Here is an 18865-nt window from a genome sequence, read left to right as displayed (position 1 = left end):
CCGGCGAGGCCGAGCGCTTCCCGAGTGACGACCGACCGGAACTCGGCGTCACCACAGTCGTAGTCCCCCGAATACCAGCGTTTCGTCAGTTCGCACAGGTGCTCCTCGGCCTCCTCGAGTTCGTCGAGGTAGTCGGCGCCGTCCTCGACGGCGTCGGGGAGGTAGCCGAGGCACCGCGAGTCCCGGAGGATGTGCTTGTGCTCAGTGAGGAACGCGGCGATCTCGTCAGTGTCGTCGAGACGGTCACCATCGTCCAGGACACGGCGGAAGGTCGCCGGACTCGCTAACGCTCTGGCAACACACACCCAGTACTGCATCGGGTTCGTGAACTCCGCACCGACGACCAGCCGGTCGGCGTTGTAGTCGTAGTACCACCGGGGGCTTCCGCGGTCGTCCTGCTCCTGCAGGGGGTAGTTGACCACCGAGACGCCGTTCTCCGGCGTCGAGGCGGTCGTCGCGACCGCGTCCCACCGGGGGAGCGGTGTGACCTGGTGGTGGCGCGGTAGGCGGATGCGGTCCGGGCGGCCCTCCCTCCCCACGTGTGCGGGCGCGGGGTTACACGGCTATCGTCGGACGACTTGCACACATCGCTAACGCAGTCATCGAGTTCGGACTGGGTGCCGAATTCGGCGTCGAGCCACTCCAAGAACCGGGTTCCCGCTGGCAGGAGTTCGACGGACTTGCTCGACCCCGTCGAGAAGTCGTTGGCGAGGCCGAGCGTGACGAGACCGCGCTCGTCATCGTGGAGGAGCTGGCTGCGCCGGCTCGTCGAGACGGCGAGTTTGCTGTCGAGCGCGCTGTACGACAACGTCTCGGCGTCTTCCTCGCTGAGCCAGCGTAGGATCTGGACTTCGGGTGAGTCGGGGCCGAGTCGAGATCGGGCCTCGTCGAGACGTGCTTCAGCGATGGGTCTGATGTCGTCGCGACTAACGGGGAGGAGCTCGCGCTGGTCCTGCCAGAGCTCCCAGTGGACGCGGCCGGTCGCGATGAGCCGGACTTCGCACCCGACGGCGAGCGCGGCGAGGTAGCGAGCGACGTCTTCGCGCTGCTCGCGGCGGAGGTCGAAGAACTCATCGTCGACGTGGACGGGGACCGTTGGCGTCGCCTCGACGACCGAGAGGAGCTGGGGAACGACGAACGCATCGGCGGTCGTCCGTCGGCCAGCGCTCGCATGCCAGAGCGCACGCCGGAGTCGGCCCTCGGCGTTCGTGGACCCTTTGGCGGTCTGGACGGCGAGCGATACGATGTCCGCGTCCTCGATGTCCACGCTCGCCTCGACCAGGAGGTCGTGGAGCACGTCGAGACCATGCGATTTCGCGGTCTCCTGGAGTCCCTCGACGATAGCGTCTCCGATAGCGCGCACCGACGACTTGGATAAACCAGCTATCGATTCATCAAGCGAGAGAATACCGGCTGAGCTAGCCGGCACCTGCTGGGTCGGGACGAGGTCACCGCCCTCGCCTATCTCGGGAAGCTCTTCGTCCGTCCAGCGGGGCGAGCGACGCTCTTCGTACGCTTCTCGCTCTTCGCCGAACGCGTTAGTGAAGTGTGCAAACGCTCCCAGCGCTTCTTCCTCGGTCGCGATGGCGGCGTGCCAGTCTTCGAAGACAGCCCATGCCTCTGCTTCGAGGAACTCGCCGCGCGCCCGGTGGGCGTCGAGGGACGCCTCAACTTCATCCGCGAACGCGGTGTCGAACTGTTCGAAGCACTGCTCGGCCTCGGCTTCGAGGACGTCTTCGCGGCGCCGGTGGAGTTCGTCGACGCGGTCGGCGAGCTCGCCGTAGTCGTCCTCGGCTTCGTACCGGTCGCGATGGCCGGCCTTCTCGGCGAGGATCTTCGAGCGGATTTCGGCGGCGACGTCGAAGTCGTCGTGGGAGAACAGGACGTTGAGGTGGTCCGTCTGGTGCTGGGTGAAGCAGAGCGGACACTCCGTAGTCTCCTGGCCGTGGAGGTCCTCGGCGATCCAGTGTCCACTGCAGGTTGAGCAGCCGACGACCTGGTGGGTCATGCCGGACACCCCCGGTGGCCGGAAGACTTTGATGCACTCGGCGAGAAGAATTCACTGGCGAGTCGAGGTAGGTGGTTTTGGGCGCGCCAGCCCTCGAGATGAGTGGTCTTTTGCGTAATCGCGCAAGGCAAAAAGCCTATAGTTTCGAGACAGCTACCAACAGGTAGAGATGGTACAGATGATCCCACTGTTCGGACCCGTGCCCGGCGGGATGGAGATGATGGTCATTCTCCTCATCGCCGTTCTGCTGTTCGGCGCGAACAAGATCCCGAAGCTCGCGCGTTCGACCGGCGAGGCGATGGGCGAGTTCAAGAAAGGTCGCCAGGAAGTCGAAGAGGAACTGCAGGAGATGTCGAACCCCGACGTCAACTCGGACCCCGAACCGGTCAACGACACCACGACGACGACCGAGACGGAAACCGAGACGACCGACAACTAATCGACTCTTTTGGGCGTGTGGCCTAGTGGATAGGGCAGGAGGTTCCTAACCTTCTGATCGCGGGTTCGAATCCCGTCACGCCCGTATTCGTCGCGCGCGACGAATACGGGCGTGACGACCCTCGCGAATAAACCGCATTCGCTCGGTCCCGTCACGCCCGTTTTGGTCGGCGATGGAAGCTAGCCGGGGGAGTCGAGCCCTGTCGGTCGCAGCACGAACGAAGTGAGCGACCGTTTGGCTCCAGTTCGAATCCCGTCACGCCCCTCGCGAACAAACCGCATTCGCTCGGTCCCGTCACGCCCACTTCTGGGAAGTCGGGCACTTCTAACCCCGCCCACCATCACCCTGAACCCGCTTGGACCCCAACGGCGCGCGTGGTCGAGTTTCCCCTCTCCTACGTGAGTCGGCCGCCCGAGGAACCGACGACCGACGCTCCCGCGGTGCTGTTACTTCACGGCTACGGCGCCGACGAGGCCGACTTGCTTTCCCACGCAGACTACCTCCCGAGCGACCTGCACGTCCTGAGCGTTCGCGGGCCGCACCCGGCAGGCGAGAACGAGTACGCGTGGATGGCGTCCGGACGGGACCTCTTCGGCCGGAGCGTGGAACTGCTGGGCGAGTTCGCCGAGCGCGTCCCGGACGCGTACGACGTTGACCCCCATCGCGTCGGTCTATTCGGTTTCAGCCAGGGCGCGAAAGCGGCGCTCGCGGCGCTGGTGACCGACCCCCAACTGTACCGGTGGGCCGTGGCGATGAACGGCTACCTCCCGCGGGAGTACGCCGACCGCGAGCGCGTCGCGCGGGCGCGGGAGAGGTCCGTGTTCGTCGGCGTCGGCGAGGACGACGCCGTCATCTCGCCCGACCACGGCGAGGATAGCGCCGACTTCCTCGCCGACGCCGAACTCGACGTTACCTTCCGGTCGTACCCCGTCGGACACCGCATCGCCGCCGAGGCGGTCGACGACGTCGCCGAGTGGCTTCGCTCGCGACGCTGAGCGGCGCGGATTCCAACGACGGTAAAAAGGAGTCCCGAAGCGACGAGAACTTCGCTCGCTTGCCTGTTTGCGATTCCGCTATCCGTCGCCTTCCTCGTCGACGATGACGACCTTGCCGTCCTGCACGTCGACGTTGACCAGCGTCTTGATTCGGTAGTCGGTTTCGTCGAGTTCGTTCGGCCCTTCCTTCTTGATGACCGCGAGCACGTCGGCGATGTCGGCGCCGATGTGTTCGAGCGCCTCGGTGACGGCCTTCATCGTCCCGCCGGTGCTGAGCACGTCGTCGAGCAACAGTACGCGGTCGCCCTCGTGGACGTTGTTGATGTACATCTCGTTCTCGGAGTAGCCGGTCTGCTGAGAGAGCGCGACCTCGCCTTCGAGTCCGTACTCGCGCTTGCGGATGACCACCAGCGGGATGTCGGTCATCAGCGAAACTGCGGTCGAGATGTGGATGCCCATCGCCGCGGGGGTGACGATCTTGTCGACGTCTTCGAGTTCGGCCTTCCGAATGATTCGGATGACGATTTCGCGGAGGAGGCCCGGTTCCAGCACCGGGATGCCGTCGCTGATGGGGTGGACGAAGTAGTGGTAGCCGTCTTTCTCGATGATGGGCGCCTCGAGCAGCGACCGCTTCAGTTTATCCATGTTGGGGGTACTCGACGTGCCAATAAAAGGTGACGGTATCTGCCGCGTTCGTGTGGTTTTGGTATGGGTGATGGTGGCAGTGGCTATTTCATCAGTAGAAGTAAGAGAGGCATAGCTGGAGAGTCTGCGATAAAGAGAGAAGCGATGCGCGTTAGTTGACGGTGTACTCTTGCAGGACCTGCGACGTACCGCCATCTTCAGAGGTCCAGACAACCTTTACGACATCACCAGTCTGGAAGCCGTCACCATCAGTTCCCAAATCAACGCTTTCGCCAGCAGTGACCGTATCAGACGGATTACTTCCATCTGCCCAGTTCGTCACATCAGAACTTCCGGTCAAACTATCACTGTCGCCCGGCTCAAATATGATGGAAACCTCACCTTTTTTCAGTTGGTCTCCGCCATCGTGACTGATAGTCACTGTTCCGGGATTATTTGCCGCAGATTGGTCGAAGCTAATCTGCGCAGTCGGCGCGTTCTTGTTCATCTCCTGCCCGAGGCCCAGTACAAAGGTCCCAATCACTGCAGCTAGAATTACAGTAATTGCAACCATCAAAATTACTCCAATCACAGGGCTTACAGCTCTCGCGTCAGACATCCTCGACTTCAGCTTTCCTTTCAGTGTCATGGTTTTGTTGTCTCCGTTTGCGAGCACGTTCTCATACCCGAGAATTGGCCGTACGCTTTTTACGACGGATCCCGTAGGGTTCAATCGTCGGCGGGGGTCTGTAATGCCGCCCCAGCCCGGCGTTTTCTCGCGTTGAGCGTGCTTACCTTCCGCGTTGACACCCATCCTATATAAATACTTGCTTACCTGAAAATAGAATTATAAAATCCGATAGTTCCGGGGCGATAGTCATGTCACCTCAGTCCATGTAGTGGGACGAGTTACACCTTCTACCGTACATCTTTATAAAATGTCCGACGAAAGTTAGCCGTAGATGAGCCGGCCCTCCGACGGGAACGCCGACGCGCGGGCGGTCGACGAGGAAGCCGCGCTTCGGGCGGCCCTCCAGTCGCTGGCCGCGCGTCTCGGCAAGACGCCGACCGTGGTCGAGATGCACGAGCAGGGCGAGTTCGCGCCCGAGGAGTACCAGTCGGCGTTCGGGAGCTGGGACGCCGCGCTGGAGGCCGCGGGCCTCGACCCCGGGGAGATGGGCAAGCGAATTCCCGACCGCGAACTACTGGCGGAGCTACAGCGACTCGAACAGCAACTCGGCCACACGCCGACCCAGCGCGACATGGCCGAGGAGGGCCGGTACTCGACCCGGACCTACCAGACGCGCTTCGGTAGCTGGAACGACGCCATCCAGCAGGCGATGCTCTCGACCAACGAGATTTCCGAGAAGGACCTGGTGCGCGAACTCGAACGGCTGGCCGACGAACTCGGCCGGCCGCCGAAGTCGACCGAGATGGCGGAACTCGGCGAGTACGCGCCCGTGACCTACCACCGCCGGTTCGGAAGCTGGCGCGCGGCGCTCGACGCGACCGAGTTCAACCGCGACCCCCACGCCCAACTAAAGGAGATCACCGAGCAGGCCCTGCTCGAGGAACTGCGCCGGCTCGCCGCCGAGCACGGCGGCGGGCCGACCGCCGAGGTCGTCGACGAACACGGCCGGTACTCGCTCCAGATTTACTACGAGCGGTTCGGCTCGCTGTCGGCGGCGCGAGAGCGCGCGCTCGACACGGAGTCGCCGTCTGGCGGTGACTCCTCGCGCGAGGGGGAGTCGTCCGATAGGACGCGCGGGGAGTCGGTGGAGTCCTGACGCGGCCTCGGTGGTCCGGCGCCCTCCGGCGGCAGTTACCGCCGGAGGGCGCCGGACTGCCGAGTGTACCGAACCACCAAGGGTGCCGGACTGCCGTGAGTGCCGGACCGAGAGCGTCTCACGACCGAACGCTCCGTCGGCAGATTCTCACTTTCTCACGCGCGCGAACCACCCGAAAACGCGGCGAGCCTGCGACGTTTGAGAACTGTTAAGTCCGGTCCGGAGCGAGTCTCGCACGTGCAACCGACAACGGACCCGACAGCGGCGGCGGTGCTGGCCGTCGTGTTCGTGCCGTTCGCGGCCGCCGCGCTGGTGCCGCTCGTCTATCGCGTTCTCGGCGAGCGCACCGCTTACTACGCGGCCGCGGTCGCGCTGGCGTGTTTCTCGCTCGTCGCCAGCCAGTACGGCACCCACGGTCAGGTCGTCGTACCGTGGATCGACTCACTCGGCGTCTCGCTGCGCTTCTACGTCGACGGTCTCTCGCTGCTCGTCGGCTTCCTGGCGAGCGGCGTGGGCGTGCTCATCCTCACCTACTCGGGCGGATACATGCACGACGAACCGGGGAAGCCGAAGTACTACGCCGCGCTGCTGGCGTTCATGGGGTCGATGCTCGGCGTCGCGTTCGCGGCCGACCTCATCGCGCTGTTCGTCTTCTGGGAACTCACCAGCCTCTCGTCGTTCGTGCTCATCGGCCACTACCAGCGGACCGACGACTCGCGGTACGCCGCCCGGAAGTCGATGCTCATCACCGTCTCCGGCGGCCTGTTCATGCTCGTGGGGTTCCTGTTGCTCCACGAGGTCGTCGCGGAAATGGCGACCGACGCCAACGCCTTCAGCATCGTCTACATGCTCGAACACGCCGAGGCGGTCCAGGAGGAACTCCGCGCAGCGGGCCTGTTCGTCCCGGTCCTTGGCCTGCTCGTCGTCGGCGCGGCCACCAAGTCGGCCCAGGTGCCCGCCCACATCTGGCTGCCGAACGCGATGGAGGCGCCCACGCCGGTTTCGGCGTTCCTCCACTCCGCGACGATGGTCAAGGCGGGCGTCTACCTCCTCGGGCGGTTCCGCCCCGTCCTGGTGAGCCACGAGTGGGAACTCCTGCTGGTCGCGCTCGGCCTGACGACGATGACCGTCGCCGCGGTGCTGGCGGTGGCGGCCACCGACATCAAGGAACTGCTGGCGTACTCGACCGCCTCCCACCTGGGCCTCATCGTCGCCGGGTTCGGCTTCGTCTCGGAACTGGGCGGCGAGACGGGGGCGTTCCACATCCTGAACCACGCGATGTTCAAGGCCGCGCTCTTCCTCGTCGCGGGCATCATCGCCCACGAGGCCGGAACCAGGCGCATCCAGGGCCTCGGCGGGTTGAAGGAGGACCTGCCGATAACCGCGGCCATCGCCGCGGTCGCCTCGCTCGGGATGGCGGGCGTGCCGCCGTTCAACGGCTTCTACTCCAAGGAGTTCCTGTTCGAGGCGGCCTACCACGCCGCCGCCCACTCGGGCGGCCTGGCGTGGCTCTTCCCGGTCGTCGCGGTGTTCGGGAGCGTGTTCACCTTCCTCTACTCGATTCGCTTCCTGATGCTGTTCTTCGGCGAGAAGCCGACCGGCCTCCACACGGTCCACACCCCGCCGAAGACGATGCTCGTCCCGCCGCTGATCCTGGCCACCGCGGCCGGCATCATCGGCCTCGGCGGGGTCACCGCGACGTTCGGCGTTCCCATCACGCCGCTCAACCACTTCGTCGGCGAGGTGTTCGCCAGCGTCCTCCCGCCGGCGGAAGCGGAGGGCGTCCACTTCGGCTACCACCTGCCCAAGCACGTCAGTCCGGCCGCGGTGATGAGCGCCGTCACCATCGGTGTCGGCGCGGCCGCCTACCCCTTCTACGGCCGACTCCACGACGGAATCAATCGCCTGCTCGACGTCGACCCCCTACGGGCGAACTGGTACTACGACGGCGCGGTGTTCGGCGCGAACGGCCTGAGCGACCGAGTCACACCGCTGGTCCAGAACGGACTGCTCCGGACCTACGCGACGTGGACGTTCGCCACCGTCTCGGCGCTCGCGCTGTCGGGCTACGTCGCGGCGGGAATCTCGATTCCGGCGTTCGAGGGCCTCGGCCTCTCGCCGGCGCTGTTGCTCGTCCTGCTGGTCGCCGTCGTCGGCGCCGTCGCGGTGAGCATCGCGCCCTCGCACGTCTCGGGCGTGCTGACCCTCTCGATTCTGGGGTTCATGGTCGCGGTGTTCTACGTGCTGGCCGACGCCCCCGACCTCGCGCTGACCCAGTTGGTCGTCGAGACGCTCTCGCTGGTCATCTTCCTGCTGGTGCTGGACAAGTTACCGGCGTTCTACGGCACGGCGAGTCGGTCGCGGATGATACGCGACGGGATGCTCTCGGTTGCGGTCGGCGCGACCGTCTTCGTCACGGTGTTGGTCACGACCGACACGAGTCCCGCCAACCCCATCACCGACTTCTTCACGAACCCCGCGGTGACCGTCGAGAAGGCCGGCGGGCACAACATCGTGAACGTCATCCTGGTCGACTTCCGGGCGTTCGACACCATGGGCGAGATTTCGGTCGTCGCCATGGCCGCCCTCTCGGTGTTGACGCTGATCGCCATGCGCGAACGAGGTGAAACGCAATGAGTACCGTCATCGCACGAACCGTCACGCGGACAGTGGTACCGATAATCCTCGTGACCGCCGTCGCCCTGCTGTTGCAGGGCCACAACCTCCCCGGCGGCGGCTTCATCGCCGGGGTGCTGACGACGACGGCGTTCGCGCTGATATACATCATCTACGGGCTGGACTACCTGGAGGAGGAACTGCTCCACCAGTTCCGCGAACCCCTGCTGGAGTCGATGCGCCACGGCATCGTCGAGAACTACCAGATCGCGTTCGGCGTCGGCCTGGCGCTGGCCGCCGTCGCGGGACTGGTGCCCATCCTGTTCGGGCACAACTTCCTCTACCAGACGTACTGGGTGCTCCACCACCTGCCGATTTACGGCGAACTCCACGTCGCCAGCGCGCTGGCGTTCGACCTCGGCGTCTACTGCGTCGTCGTCGGTGCCCTGCTCACGATCCTCGCGGTGGTGGGAAGCGAATGAGCGCCGAGAACCCGCAGTTCGTGCTGGCGGTCACGCTCGGCTTCCTGTTCGCGCTCGGGACGTTCCTCGTCCTCCGGCGTGACATCGTCCGGGTCGTCTGGGGCGTCACCATCATCAGCCAGTCGGCGAACGTCTACCTGGTGACGATGGGCGGCTTCTCGGGCGGCGTCCCGTTCCTCGGCCACGGCGGCGGGGGCGGCGAACACGCCGCCGTGACCGACCCCCTGGTCCAGGCGCTCGTACTGACCGCCATCGTCATCGGTTTCGGCACGACCGCGTTCGCGCTCGTGCTCACCTACCGGGTGTACCAGGAGCACGGCACCATCGACCTGCTGGAACTGGGTGAGAAGGCGTGAGCGAGCAGTTCGTCATCGCGCCGCTGCTGGTGGCGCTCGCGACTGCCATCGCCACCCTGCTCACCCGGCGGTTCGGGAGAGTGCAATCGACCGTGAGTCTGCTCGGCGGCCTGGGCTACCTCGGCGCGGTCGCGTGGCTCGTCTCGGAGGTCGACCCGCTGGGCGCGAGTCGCGTCGTCGGTTACCAGCTTTCGGACTGGCGCGCGCCGTTCGGCATCACGCTGGTCGCCGACCCGCTGTCGGCGTTCATGCTGTCGTTCTCGGCGGTGCTCGCCGTCGTCGCGCTCGCGTTCTCGGTGAAGTACGTCGACACCTTCGGCCAGCGGGTTTCCTACCACCCGCTGTTCCACTTCATGATGGTCGGGGTCACCGGGTCGTTCCTCACCGGCGACATCTTCAACCTCTTCGTCTGGTTCGAGGTGATGCTGATGTCGAGTTACGTCCTGGTCGTCTTCTACAGCGGCCCCCAGCACACCCGCGCGGCGCTCCAGTACGTGGTGTTGAACCTCGTCGGAAGCGCCGTGATGCTGCTGGCCATCGGCGGCCTCTACTCGACGACCGGCACGCTCAACATGGCCGACCTCGCCCGGCGACTCCAGACCGCGCAGGTCGCGCCCGCGCCGGTGCTGGGCCTGTCGGCCCTGCTGTTCGCGGTGTTCGCACTGAAGGCCGGCCTCGCGCCGTTCCAGTTCTGGGTGCCCGCGGCCTACCGCGCCGCGCCCGCGCCCGTCTCGGCGATGCTCGCCGGCGTCGTCAAGAAGGTCGGCGTCTACGCCATCGTCCGACTCTACTTCACCGTCTTCGCGGGCGCGAGCCTCGGCGGCCTCTCGCTGCCCGGCCTCTCCGTTCCGGCCGACGGCTCCTCGCTGCTGGCGTTCTACGGGCCGATACTGTTCGTCATGGCGACCGCGAGCATCTTCGTCGGCGGCCTCGGTGCGATCGGCCGCGACGACATCGACGGCCTGCTCGCGTACTCCTCCATCGGTCAGGTCGGGTTCATCGTCCTGCCGCTGGCCATCGCCGCGACGGCGACTTCGCCGGAGGTCCGGGCGCTCGGCGTCGCCGCGGCGCTCGTCTACGCGCTCAACCACGGCTTCGCGAAGGGACTGCTGTTCCTCGCCAGCGGCGCGGTGTACGACACCGTCGGCACCACCGAGTTCCCCGACCTGGGCGGTCTGGCCGAAACCGCGCCGGTGCTGTCGGCGAGTTTCTTCGTCGGCGCGCTCGCGCTCATCGGCATCCCGCCGCTGTCGGGCTTCTTCGGGAAACTGCTGGTGTTCGACGCGGCGGCCAGCGCCGGGTCGACGCTCGCGCTCGCCGTCGCGCTGGCGGGTGCTATCCTCACCATCGCGTACTTCTCGCGCGCCTGGAACCGGGGCTTCTGGGGCGAACCCAGCCTGCTGGTCCAGCACGGCGAGTCGACGGCGTCGCTGGTCGTCGCCGTGGCCGTCCTCGCGGTCGCAATCGTCGCGTTCGGTATCGGCTTCGACGTGGTGATGCGGGCGGCCGAGTCGGGCGCCCACGCCGCCCTCGACAGGCAGGCGTACATCGACGCCGTGTTGCAGAGCGCCCAGAGCGCCCAGGGAGGTGAGCACGCGTGACGACCCGGAAGTGGCCGGTCATCGGCGTCCTGCTGGCGGTGCTCTGGCTGTTCGTCCGCGGGGTCGAACTCGCCGCCGACCGCGTGCTCGCGGAGTTCCTCATCGGCCTGGCGTTCGGCTTTCCCATCGCGTTCGCCTTCCGGCGGTTCTACGCCGATCAGTGGGCGCTCTCGCGCAATTTCCGGGCCGCGCCCTACGCCGCGCTCTACGTCGGGGTGTTCCTCAAGGAACTGTTGACCGCGAACCTCGACGTGGCGTACCGCGTGCTCGCGCCGAGCATGCCCATCGAACCCGACGTGGTGGCGGTCCCGCTCCGGGTCCAGACCGACGCGGCAATCACTACCATCGCCAACAGCATCACCCTGACCCCCGGCACGCTCACCATGGACTACGACGAAGAAACCAACACGCTGTACGTGCACGGCATCACCGGCCGCAACCGCGAGGCGATTCTCGAACCGATTCGGGCGTGGGAAGACTACGCCCTCGTCATCTTCGACGAGGAGCGCAAGCCCGGCGACCCCGTCCCCGAGACGCCCCTCGCCTCGCCGGAGGAGGGTCGGGCCGACGGTGGCCCGCAGGTCGACCGTGAAGGAGGTGAGTCCGATGGCGAGTGAACTGGCCGGCGTCCCCGCGGCGGTCATCAACGTCGCGCTCGTCCTCGTCAGCGCGCTCACCCTGCTCGCTGGCTATCGGGTCATCAAGGGACCGACGGTCCCCGACCGGGTGGTCGCGCTCGACACCATCGCGACCAACGTGGTCGCCATCGCCGTCCTGTTCGCGCTCCAGCGCGGACGGGGACTGTTCGTCACGGTGAGCCTGGTCCTCGCCATCATCGGGTTCATCAGCACCATCGCGGTCAGCCAGTACGTCGTCGAAGGAGACATCATCGAATGAACGTGATACAGCAAGCGGTCGTCGCGGCGCTCGTCGTCGTCGGGAGTTTCTTCCTGCTGGTCGGCACCATCGGCCTGCTCCGACTCCCCGACGTGTACAACCGGATGCACGCCACCAGCAAGGCGACCACCCTCGGGGCGGCGTCCATCTTCCTCGCCGGATTCGTCTACTACGGCCCGGAGAACGCGGGGCTGACCTCGCTGGTCGGCATCCTCTTTCTGTTCATCACCGCGCCGACCGGCGCCCACCTCATCTCCCGGTCGGCCGAGAAGATGGGCATCCCGTTCTTCGGCGATCAGGTGACCTGGCCCGGCGACAACGACGAATACGACGCATCCAACGGGGATTAAATCAAATTTCGTCCGCGTTGAAGCCGTAGCAGAACTATTTCCGCCGGAACGTCGCAGTGCGTACAGAATGCCTCCGACGAACCTCACGGCGGTCCCTCCGGGAGAGGTACAAGACGCGATAGATCGAGTTCACGTACGGGGTGGCGGGAAGGTAATTCTCGATCCGAGAGAACTGTACGACCCGAACCAGACGTGGACGATCCGACCCGGCGTCGTCCTCGACTGTAACGGGTCGATAATCGTCCCCGCGACCGACAGCGACGTGATGCACGTCCATCCCGGCGCCTTCGTCGTCGAGCCGCGGATTCACCTCATCTCGCGGGACTGGTCCTCGACGGTGTTCACGTTCGACACCGAGTGGGGAATCTACCATCCCGAGTGGAACCTGGGGTCGTACCGGTACTACGGCGCGGGCGTGTTCGGCGGCTACACCCGGGGCGTCGACGTCGAGGACAAGCCCGGCAACGCGCGTCTCTACTACCTCCACAACCGCGGCCAGCAGACCAACGCCGCCATGGCGTGGATTCAGTGCGTCCACCACGACAGCTACTTCATGGAGACGGTCGCCGACCTCCACGTCCGCGAGGAGCCGTGGTGGATAAACGGCAACTACTTCTCGGGGTGTCACTGGATGTTCCGGACCTGCATCCGAACCCGGGGCACCGGCCAGATAGACGGCAACACCTTCGAATTCTTCCAGACGCAACCCGAGACGTACTCGCGGTACCTCTGGGACCTGCAACTCGGCAACTACAACACGCTCAGGGGGATGGTCTGGGACACGACGCTGTACGACCGGGTCCTCCGCGTGTCGAACCGGGAGCCCCGGCCGAAGTACAACCTCGTCCGGAGCAACGAGATTCACTCCGAGGAACTCAACGACGACGTCGGCGAGAACTACATCGTCACCAACCGCTCGCTCGGCCAACTCAGCATCGTCGGACCGGGGTCGAACCGCGGCGGCGGAGAAGGCGGGCAAGGCGGCGATGGCGGCGGCGGGCAGGGCGGAGGCGGCGGCGAACAGGGCGGTGGAAACGGTGGTGGACAGGGTGGCGGAGGCGGTGGCGGCGGAAACGGTGGCGGTGGCGGACAGGGCGGCGGGAACGGTGGCGGCGGAAGTGGAGGCGGACAGGGCGGCGGAGGCGCGACCGGAGGCGGCGGTCAGAACTGAACTCGCAGGGTGCAAGTCCGAGTTCTTTCGGATTTGCACGTGGGCTTGCTCTCAGTCGAGTTCCGCGGCCAGCGACTCGGCGACTCGGCGTCCGAGTTCCGCTTTGGTCCCGGTGTGTTCCCTGACGGTGTTCTCGCGGACGAACAGCGCCCGTGTGCGGTTCTCGCCCATCACGCCAGCGTCGTTGGCGACGACGAACGAGAGGTCGGCCCGTCGGAGCGTCTCGCGGGCGCGTGCGACCATCGCCTCGTCGTCGCCGCTCGTCTCGGCCTTGAAGCCCACGATGGGGACATCCGAAACCTCCCGGACGCGGTCGATGAGTTTCGGCGTCGGCGTCAGGTCGAGCGAGAGGTCCTGGCCCGAGCGGATCTTCTCGTCGGCCGCCTCGACGGTGTAGTCGCCGACGGCCGCCACCGAAACCAGCGCGTCGGCGGCCCCCGCCGACGCGCGGTCGAGCACCGCGTCGAGCATCTCCTCGGCGGTTTCGACGTCCACGAGTTCCGCGTACGGCACTTCGTCGGCCGCGGCGTCGCCGCGGCCGACCGAGTGGGGGCCGACGACACCGTGGACCAGCGTCACGTCGGCGCCCAGGACGTAGCAGGCGCGCGCGACCGCGCGGCCGGTATTGCCCGACGAGCGATTCGTCAGCACGCGCACGGGGTCTATCGGTTCGGCGGTCGCGCCGCTGGTGACGACGACGTTCGCGCCCGCGAACGGGTCGGGCGAGGTCGCGCGCGCGACTTCGAGCGCGATGGCGTCCTCGGTCGCGATCTTGGCCTTGCCCTCCTCGATTCGGGGGTCGACGAACGAGACGCCCCACGACTCGACGCGGTCGATGGCGTCCAGCACGCCGGGGTGGTCGTACATCGGTTCGTGCATCGCGGGCGCGACGACGACCGGAACGCCCGCGCCGAGCGCGGTCGTCGCCGTGGTGGTGACCGGCGTGTCGTCGACGGCGGCCGCGATCTTCCCGACGGTGTTCGCCGTGGCGGGCGCGAGCAGGAAGACGTCGGCCCACCCGTCCCGACCGCACAGTTCGACGTGCTCGACCCGGCCGGTGATCTCGGTTACGACCGGATTACCGGTCGCGAACTCGACCGCCCAGGGGTGGAGGATGCCCCGAGCGCTCTCGGTCATCACGGCCCTGACGGACGCCCCGCGGCGTCGCAGTTCGTGGGCCAGTTCGACTACCTTCACCGCCGCGATACTGCCGGTCACGCCCAGCGCCACGTTCACTCCCGAGAGCATTGTCGAGTATTCGGCGCGTGATAGATTAAAGAGGTACGGGTTCCGAGCGGGTCCGTCGAAATCCCGCGCCGTGACGAAGCGATCCGCGGGACCCCAGGCACAGTTAAAAAGTAGTAATATTGCATTGAAACAGTTGCAACGGTTGGGAGGGACCGGTCGAACCAGTCGGGAACGAGTTACCGCTTGATAACCCCGGAGTGGCAGGGTGGTAGTAGATGACCGAAGCAACCTCCCTCGACCGACCGCTCGACGTGGACTCGGCTTTCGACCTGCTGAGCGAGGCCCGGCGCCGCGGCGTCCTCTACGCGCTCGACCGGAACGAGCGGACGAACGTCGACACGCTGGCGGCGCGCCTCTCGCGCTGGGAGGCCGACGACGGCAAGACGTCGACCGTCGACGACATCCGGACGATGCTCGTCCACTCCCACCTGCCGAAACTTGCCGACGCCGGCGTGGTGACGTACGACCACGAGTCCGGCGTGGTGGAGGCGACCGAGAAGACGGCCGAACTCGAACCGCTACTGCGGTGTACGCGCGAGCGCGACCCGTTGCTCCCGAGAATCGGCGTCTCGCACGCTCCGAAGTGGGTGCGCGAAACCGGCGACTGAGGCGAACCCTCACTCGGAGACGTCGTCGCGGAAACTCGGATGCGGGACGGGCGTCCGGTCGTCCCACTCGTCGAGATACTCCGCGAGACGGGCGTGGGACCGCTCGGCCCGACGCTTGCGCTCGTCCTCGCTTATCTCCTCGCACCCCTTCGGCACGTCGCGGTCCCGCCGGGTGAAGTACCCCTCCGGGACCACCCAGTCGTGGTAGAACTCGGGGTCGGCGTCGCCGACCAGCGTGATACCCACCTGCGCGCCGTGGCCCGCCGCGACGATGGCCTGGTGGTACTGCTCGGCCAGTCGGCCCGCAGCGTAGAGTCCCTCGACGTTCGTTCGGCCCGCTTCGTCGACGGTTACGTACTGCTTACTTCCGTCCTCGACGCGCTCTACGCCGAGTTCGGCGAGATAGTCGGCGTCCTTCCACGAGGCGGCGACCACGCGCCGGGCCGCGAACGACTCGCCCGCTTCGGTTTCTACGCGAAAGCCTCCGTCGTCAGCGTCGTCAGCGGGTACGTCGTCCGCGCGGACGACGGACGTGACCTTCTCTTCTCGGAGTTCGCACCCGGCCTCCTCCGCCTGCTCTTCCGCGAGCAGGCCGAACAGTCGAGAGTCGACGCCGAGCGGGAAGCCCAGGTAGTTCTCGAGGTGGGCGTTTCGCTGGAGGATGGAGACTCCGTGATTCAGAACGAGCGTGTCGAGGTCGGCGCGGGCGGTGAACACGCCCGCCGACAGGCCGGCGACGCCGCCGCCGACGACGACGACGTCGTACGCTGGAACTTCGTCTGCCATGCGCGCCGGTAGGCACTCGCCCGATACAAGCGCCCCGGTTCTGAGTCGACCCTGGTCACCACGGGTCCGGACCGCCCGCGGTCGGGCGACGCGGCGTCGCCCGACCTGCCGGAAGATTTACGATTTGCTCGGCCGAAATCCCCGGCGTGGACAGCGTCGAAGTCAGTACGGTCGTCTACGTGCCGCCCGAGGAGGCCTACGAGTTCCTCGTCGACTTCCCCGGCTACGCGAAGTACTCGAAGTACCTCACCGGCGTCGAGCGCCACGGCGACGGCGAAGCGGGAACCGAGTACGACCTCCACCTCCAGTGGTGGAAATTGAACTACACCGTCCGCTCGGAGGTGGTCGACCTCGACCCGCCCGACCGCATCGACTGGAAGCTAGTCAAGGACCTCGACGCCCACGGGAGTTGGCTGGTCGAACACGCCCCCGAGGAGGCGCCTGAGGACCGCGAAACAGCCTCGCGGGTTCGACTGGTTATCCGTTTCGACGCCGACTCGGCGAGCGCCGACATGCTCGACCTCCCCAAACTCGTCTCGCTCGGCTGGGTCGTCAAGAAGGTCGAACCCCTGGTGCTGGAGGAGGCAGAGCGCGTGGTCGCGCGCATCGTCGAGGACCTCGAAGGCGAGCGCCGCCCGGTGGACCTGACGGTGCACGACTCGCCGGACACCATCTGAGCCGGCGACTCGCAGCCGCGGCCCGGGGAGACGAACCGCTCTCGGTTGCTTCCGGTCGACGAAAACGGGAGTCGAACGTCGATTTTGCGGCGATTACTCGTTGACTTCGCCGTAGTCGCCGCCGTACTTCAGGAAGAAGTAGGCCAGACCGAGCGTGAACACGAGCGCGGTCGTGGTCGCGATGCCGAGCGTCTTCGCGCTGGAGGGGATGGCGGGTTGGCTGCTCCCGCTGCTCGCACCGCCTTCCTGGACGGTGATGGAACCGGTCATGCCGGCGGTCTTGTGGGGCTGGCAGAAGTACTCGTAGGTCCCCGTGCTGTCGAACGTGTGCGTGTAGGTGTGGCCGGTGTTGTACGTCTTGCTCGGCGCACCCTTCGTCCCCTCCCAGCTAGCGCCGTCGGGGACGCTCTCGGGCACCACGTTGTGGTTGTCGGACTCCCAGGTCCATTTGACGGTGGTACCGGGTGCGATGGTCAGGTCCGCGGGTTCGAACTTCAGGCTCCCGCCGGGGCCGACCACCACGGTCTTCGTCCCGCCACCACCGCCGCTGGTTTCCTGCGCCGCGGCGGTCCCGGCGGCGCCCGCGGCCGCCGCCCCGCCCGCGGCGGCGCGCATGAATCCGCGCCGCGACACCGTCTGGCTGCCTTCCGCGTCTGTCATACCAGAGGGTTACGGTGGCGGGTACTGAATTCTTTCGCTTCCCCTCCACCTTTTTTCGTCGTCGGGTCGCCACGCGGCGCGTCGCGCCGCGTGGCCACCGCTCCTCGAAAAAAGCTGGACCAAAAAACGGCATGCGATGAAGCCGAGTCGCTGTGGCGACTCGGCTTCATCGCATCTTCGGAACGTGGTGCGACTTCCGCCCTCGAACTGGTACGGGCGCACCGGAAGACGGTCGTGCCCGCTTCGCTGCGCGCGCTGTGACTTCCGAGCCTCCGTTTGCTTCGCTCACGGAGACTTCGCGCCCTGACGACCGCACCGCCACCGCCTACGCGCCTCCCCAGCCGATTCCGAGTCCGTCCACCACGAAGCTTCAAGTACCAAAACGGGGCCAAATAGGGGTCGTGCTGATCGAACTCCCCCAGAACAAACCTACAGCGCGTAGTCGTGCTCGCCGGTTTCGGTTTCCAGGAACGCCGTCAGGAGGTCGATAGTCGCCGCGAGGTCCTCGCGGTGGACCGTCTCGGTCACGGTGTGGAGGTAACGGGTCGGCACCGAGATGGCACCCACCGGTTTCGCGCCGTGGGTGTTCTGGAAGCCCGCGGTGTCGGTCGCACCCGAGGGCAGAATCTCGGTCTGGTGGGGGATGTCGCGGTCCTCGGCCACCGCGCGCATCCGGCGGTGGACCTTCGGCGTGGTGACGACGCTGGAGTCTTTGAGCTTTATCGCCGCGCCCCCGCCGAGTTCGGTCACGTAGTCCGCCTCGTCTTCCACGGCGGGGATGTCGTTGGCGACGGTCACGTCGAGCGCGACGGCGAGGTCCGGGTCGACGTCGACGCTGACCGCGGGCGCGCCCCGGACGCCCAGTTCCTCCTGGACCGTTGCGCAGAAGTGGACCGTCACGTCCGGGTTCTCGATTCGCCCGGCGGCTTCGAGCATCGCGAACAGGCAGACACGGTCGTCGAGCGCCTTTCCAGTGACGGCGTCACCCATCAGTTCGGTCGTCTGGTCCATGCTCACGAGGTCGCCGACCGCGACGCGCTCCTCGACTTCCTCGACGGGGAGACCGAGGTCGACGGTCACGTCCTCAACCGAGAGGCCGCCCTCGTCGTCGTCCTGGACGTGGGTCGGAATCGAACCGATGACGCCAGTCAGGTCCTCCTCGGCGGCGTGGACGGTCACTCGCTGAGCGCGGAGCACCTCGGGGTCCCACCCGCCGAGGGGGTCGACGGCGAGGAAGCCGTCCTCAGTGACGTGACGCACCATGAAGCCGATCTCGTCCATGTGAGCGGCGACCGCCACCGAGTAATCGCTCTCGCCTTCGATTGTCCCGACGACGTTCCCCATCGCGTCGGTTTCGACTGAATCGACCGCGCCTTCGAACTCCCGGCAGACGAGTTCCCGAACGCGGTCCTCGTATCCGGGGACGCCGCTGGTTTCGGTCAGTTCCCGGAGCAACTCGAAGTCGTAGTCCATGGCCGTGGTATCGATGCCGCCGACATAAACTTCGCCACTCCGCTCGCCGGCGAATCAACGCACAACGAGTTTTCAGTGGTTCCGGAA

The 18865-nt window shown here is 66.4% G+C and carries 20 protein-coding genes and 1 tRNA gene; 14 read left to right on the top strand and 7 right to left on the bottom strand.

Going from position 1 to position 18865, the window contains the following annotated elements:
- Positions 1-283: 283 nt before the first annotated feature.
- On the bottom strand, positions 284-2008 hold the full coding sequence (locus NGM07_RS19720; protein WP_253514850.1) for a DUF5817 domain-containing protein: 1725 nt from the start codon (positions 2006-2008) through the stop codon (positions 284-286).
- Between the two features lie 169 nt (positions 2009-2177).
- Here NGM07_RS19720 and NGM07_RS19715 point away from each other — a divergent pair, with 169 nt between their 5' ends.
- The 3 genes from NGM07_RS19715 to NGM07_RS19705 all read left to right on the top strand — a co-directional run bounded on the left by NGM07_RS19715 (position 2178) and on the right by NGM07_RS19705 (position 3442).
- Positions 2178-2447 (top strand): Sec-independent protein translocase subunit TatA/TatB, encoded by a 270-nt coding sequence (locus NGM07_RS19715; protein WP_253514849.1) that lies wholly within the window; start codon positions 2178-2180, stop codon positions 2445-2447.
- Between the two features lie 11 nt (positions 2448-2458).
- Positions 2459-2531: transfer RNA gene (locus NGM07_RS19710), tRNA-Arg, on the top strand.
- 290 nt (positions 2532-2821) lie between these two features.
- Positions 2822-3442, top strand: coding sequence for an alpha/beta hydrolase (locus tag NGM07_RS19705; protein WP_253514848.1), 621 nt, complete (start codon positions 2822-2824; stop codon positions 3440-3442).
- A 78-nt stretch (positions 3443-3520) separates the two neighbouring features.
- Here the strand turns inward: NGM07_RS19705 and hpt are convergent, their stop codons facing one another.
- Positions 3521-4087, bottom strand: coding sequence for a hypoxanthine/guanine phosphoribosyltransferase (gene hpt, locus NGM07_RS19700; RefSeq protein WP_253514846.1), 567 nt, complete (start codon positions 4085-4087; stop codon positions 3521-3523).
- Between the two features lie 151 nt (positions 4088-4238).
- The gene (locus NGM07_RS19695) at positions 4239-4715 is read right to left on the bottom strand and encodes a type IV pilin domain-containing protein (protein ID WP_253514844.1); all 477 of its coding nucleotides are present in this window, start codon (positions 4713-4715) and stop codon (positions 4239-4241) included.
- Between the two features lie 313 nt (positions 4716-5028).
- Here NGM07_RS19695 and NGM07_RS19690 point away from each other — a divergent pair, with 313 nt between their 5' ends.
- From NGM07_RS19690 to NGM07_RS19650, 9 genes are all read left to right on the top strand, one after another.
- Complete coding sequence (locus NGM07_RS19690; RefSeq protein ID WP_253514842.1) at positions 5029-5853, top strand: homing endonuclease associated repeat-containing protein; 825 nt, start codon at positions 5029-5031, stop codon at positions 5851-5853.
- Between the two features lie 237 nt (positions 5854-6090).
- Complete coding sequence (gene mbhE, locus NGM07_RS19685; RefSeq protein WP_253514840.1) at positions 6091-8490, top strand: hydrogen gas-evolving membrane-bound hydrogenase subunit E; 2400 nt, start codon at positions 6091-6093, stop codon at positions 8488-8490.
- Positions 8487-8951 (top strand): MnhB domain-containing protein, encoded by a 465-nt coding sequence (locus tag NGM07_RS19680; protein ID WP_253514838.1) that lies wholly within the window; start codon positions 8487-8489, stop codon positions 8949-8951. Before mbhE ends, NGM07_RS19680 begins: the two co-directional genes overlap by 4 nt.
- Positions 8948-9307 (top strand): sodium:proton antiporter, encoded by a 360-nt coding sequence (locus NGM07_RS19675; RefSeq protein WP_253514836.1) that lies wholly within the window; start codon positions 8948-8950, stop codon positions 9305-9307. The genes NGM07_RS19680 and NGM07_RS19675 overlap by 4 nt, the downstream gene beginning before the upstream one ends.
- Positions 9304-10908, top strand: a complete 1605-nt coding sequence (locus NGM07_RS19670) for a complex I subunit 5 family protein (RefSeq protein WP_253514834.1) — start codon at positions 9304-9306, stop codon at positions 10906-10908. Before NGM07_RS19675 ends, NGM07_RS19670 begins: the two co-directional genes overlap by 4 nt.
- Complete coding sequence (locus NGM07_RS19665; RefSeq protein WP_253514832.1) at positions 10905-11525, top strand: Na+/H+ antiporter subunit E; 621 nt, start codon at positions 10905-10907, stop codon at positions 11523-11525. The genes NGM07_RS19670 and NGM07_RS19665 overlap by 4 nt, the downstream gene beginning before the upstream one ends.
- Positions 11515-11805: a monovalent cation/H+ antiporter complex subunit F gene (locus NGM07_RS19660; protein WP_253514830.1), complete on the top strand. Its 291-nt coding sequence runs from the start codon at positions 11515-11517 to the stop codon at positions 11803-11805. Before NGM07_RS19665 ends, NGM07_RS19660 begins: the two co-directional genes overlap by 11 nt.
- Positions 11802-12155, top strand: coding sequence for a monovalent cation/H(+) antiporter subunit G (gene mnhG / locus NGM07_RS19655; protein ID WP_253514828.1), 354 nt, complete (start codon positions 11802-11804; stop codon positions 12153-12155). The genes NGM07_RS19660 and mnhG overlap by 4 nt, the downstream gene beginning before the upstream one ends.
- A gap of 67 nt (positions 12156-12222) precedes the next feature.
- Entirely contained in the window at positions 12223-13326 is a 1104-nt protein-coding gene (locus tag NGM07_RS19650) for a hypothetical protein (RefSeq protein WP_253514827.1), read from the top strand.
- 51 nt (positions 13327-13377) lie between these two features.
- Here the strand turns inward: NGM07_RS19650 and coaBC are convergent, their stop codons facing one another.
- Positions 13378-14802, bottom strand: a complete 1425-nt coding sequence (gene coaBC, locus NGM07_RS19645; RefSeq protein WP_497007265.1) for a bifunctional phosphopantothenoylcysteine decarboxylase/phosphopantothenate--cysteine ligase CoaBC — start codon at positions 14800-14802, stop codon at positions 13378-13380.
- Here coaBC and NGM07_RS19640 point away from each other — a divergent pair.
- Positions 14790-15182 carry a DUF7344 domain-containing protein gene (locus NGM07_RS19640; protein WP_253514823.1) on the top strand — a complete coding sequence of 131 codons (393 nt, stop codon included), beginning with the start codon at positions 14790-14792 and terminating at the stop codon, positions 15180-15182. The genes coaBC and NGM07_RS19640 overlap by 13 nt on opposite strands.
- Positions 15183-15191: 9 nt before the next feature.
- Here NGM07_RS19640 and NGM07_RS19635 read toward each other — a convergent pair whose 3' ends face one another.
- Positions 15192-15968, bottom strand: coding sequence for an FAD-dependent oxidoreductase (locus NGM07_RS19635; protein ID WP_253514821.1), 777 nt, complete (start codon positions 15966-15968; stop codon positions 15192-15194).
- Positions 15969-16114: 146 nt separating this feature from the next.
- Here NGM07_RS19635 and NGM07_RS19630 point away from each other — a divergent pair, with 146 nt between their 5' ends.
- Entirely contained in the window at positions 16115-16645 is a 531-nt protein-coding gene (locus tag NGM07_RS19630; protein ID WP_253514820.1) for a type II toxin-antitoxin system RatA family toxin, read from the top strand.
- 93 nt (positions 16646-16738) lie between these two features.
- Here the strand turns inward: NGM07_RS19630 and NGM07_RS19625 are convergent, their stop codons facing one another.
- Together NGM07_RS19625 and NGM07_RS19620 are read right to left on the bottom strand one after the other, a co-directional pair.
- Positions 16739-17305, bottom strand: a complete 567-nt coding sequence (locus tag NGM07_RS19625; protein WP_253514818.1) for a plastocyanin/azurin family copper-binding protein — start codon at positions 17303-17305, stop codon at positions 16739-16741.
- A 429-nt stretch (positions 17306-17734) separates the two neighbouring features.
- Positions 17735-18778 (bottom strand): M42 family metallopeptidase, encoded by a 1044-nt coding sequence (locus tag NGM07_RS19620; RefSeq protein ID WP_253514816.1) that lies wholly within the window; start codon positions 18776-18778, stop codon positions 17735-17737.
- Between the last annotated feature and the right edge of the window lie 87 nt (positions 18779-18865).

The organism is Halorussus vallis (assembly GCF_024138165.1).
In the GTDB taxonomy this organism is placed as follows: Archaea; Halobacteriota; Halobacteria; order Halobacteriales; family Haladaptataceae; genus Halorussus; species Halorussus vallis.
Note: the sequence above shows the minus strand (reverse complement) of the source record. Positions and strands in the feature narration are given on the sequence as shown.

Excerpts from the sequence above, each read along its gene's own strand:
- NGM07_RS19720 (WP_253514850.1), bottom strand. The coding sequence starts at position 2,008 with ATGACCCACCAGGTCGTCGGCTGCTCAACCTGCAGTGGACACTGGATC.
- NGM07_RS19715 (WP_253514849.1), top strand. The coding sequence starts at position 2,178 with ATGGTACAGATGATCCCACTGTTCGGACCCGTGCCCGGCGGGATGGAG.
- hpt (WP_253514846.1), bottom strand. The coding sequence starts at position 4,087 with ATGGATAAACTGAAGCGGTCGCTGCTCGAGGCGCCCATCATCGAGAAA.
- NGM07_RS19695 (WP_253514844.1), bottom strand. The coding sequence starts at position 4,715 with ATGACACTGAAAGGAAAGCTGAAGTCGAGGATGTCTGACGCGAGAGCT.
- NGM07_RS19690 (WP_253514842.1), top strand. The coding sequence starts at position 5,029 with ATGAGCCGGCCCTCCGACGGGAACGCCGACGCGCGGGCGGTCGACGAG.
- NGM07_RS19680 (WP_253514838.1), top strand. The coding sequence starts at position 8,487 with ATGAGTACCGTCATCGCACGAACCGTCACGCGGACAGTGGTACCGATA.
- NGM07_RS19675 (WP_253514836.1), top strand. The coding sequence starts at position 8,948 with ATGAGCGCCGAGAACCCGCAGTTCGTGCTGGCGGTCACGCTCGGCTTC.
- NGM07_RS19660 (WP_253514830.1), top strand. The coding sequence starts at position 11,515 with ATGGCGAGTGAACTGGCCGGCGTCCCCGCGGCGGTCATCAACGTCGCG.
- mnhG (WP_253514828.1), top strand. The coding sequence starts at position 11,802 with ATGAACGTGATACAGCAAGCGGTCGTCGCGGCGCTCGTCGTCGTCGGG.
- NGM07_RS19650 (WP_253514827.1), top strand. The coding sequence starts at position 12,223 with ATGCCTCCGACGAACCTCACGGCGGTCCCTCCGGGAGAGGTACAAGAC.
- NGM07_RS19640 (WP_253514823.1), top strand. The coding sequence starts at position 14,790 with ATGACCGAAGCAACCTCCCTCGACCGACCGCTCGACGTGGACTCGGCT.
- NGM07_RS19635 (WP_253514821.1), bottom strand. The coding sequence starts at position 15,968 with ATGGCAGACGAAGTTCCAGCGTACGACGTCGTCGTCGTCGGCGGCGGC.
- NGM07_RS19625 (WP_253514818.1), bottom strand. The coding sequence starts at position 17,305 with ATGACAGACGCGGAAGGCAGCCAGACGGTGTCGCGGCGCGGATTCATG.
- NGM07_RS19620 (WP_253514816.1), bottom strand. The coding sequence starts at position 18,778 with ATGGACTACGACTTCGAGTTGCTCCGGGAACTGACCGAAACCAGCGGC.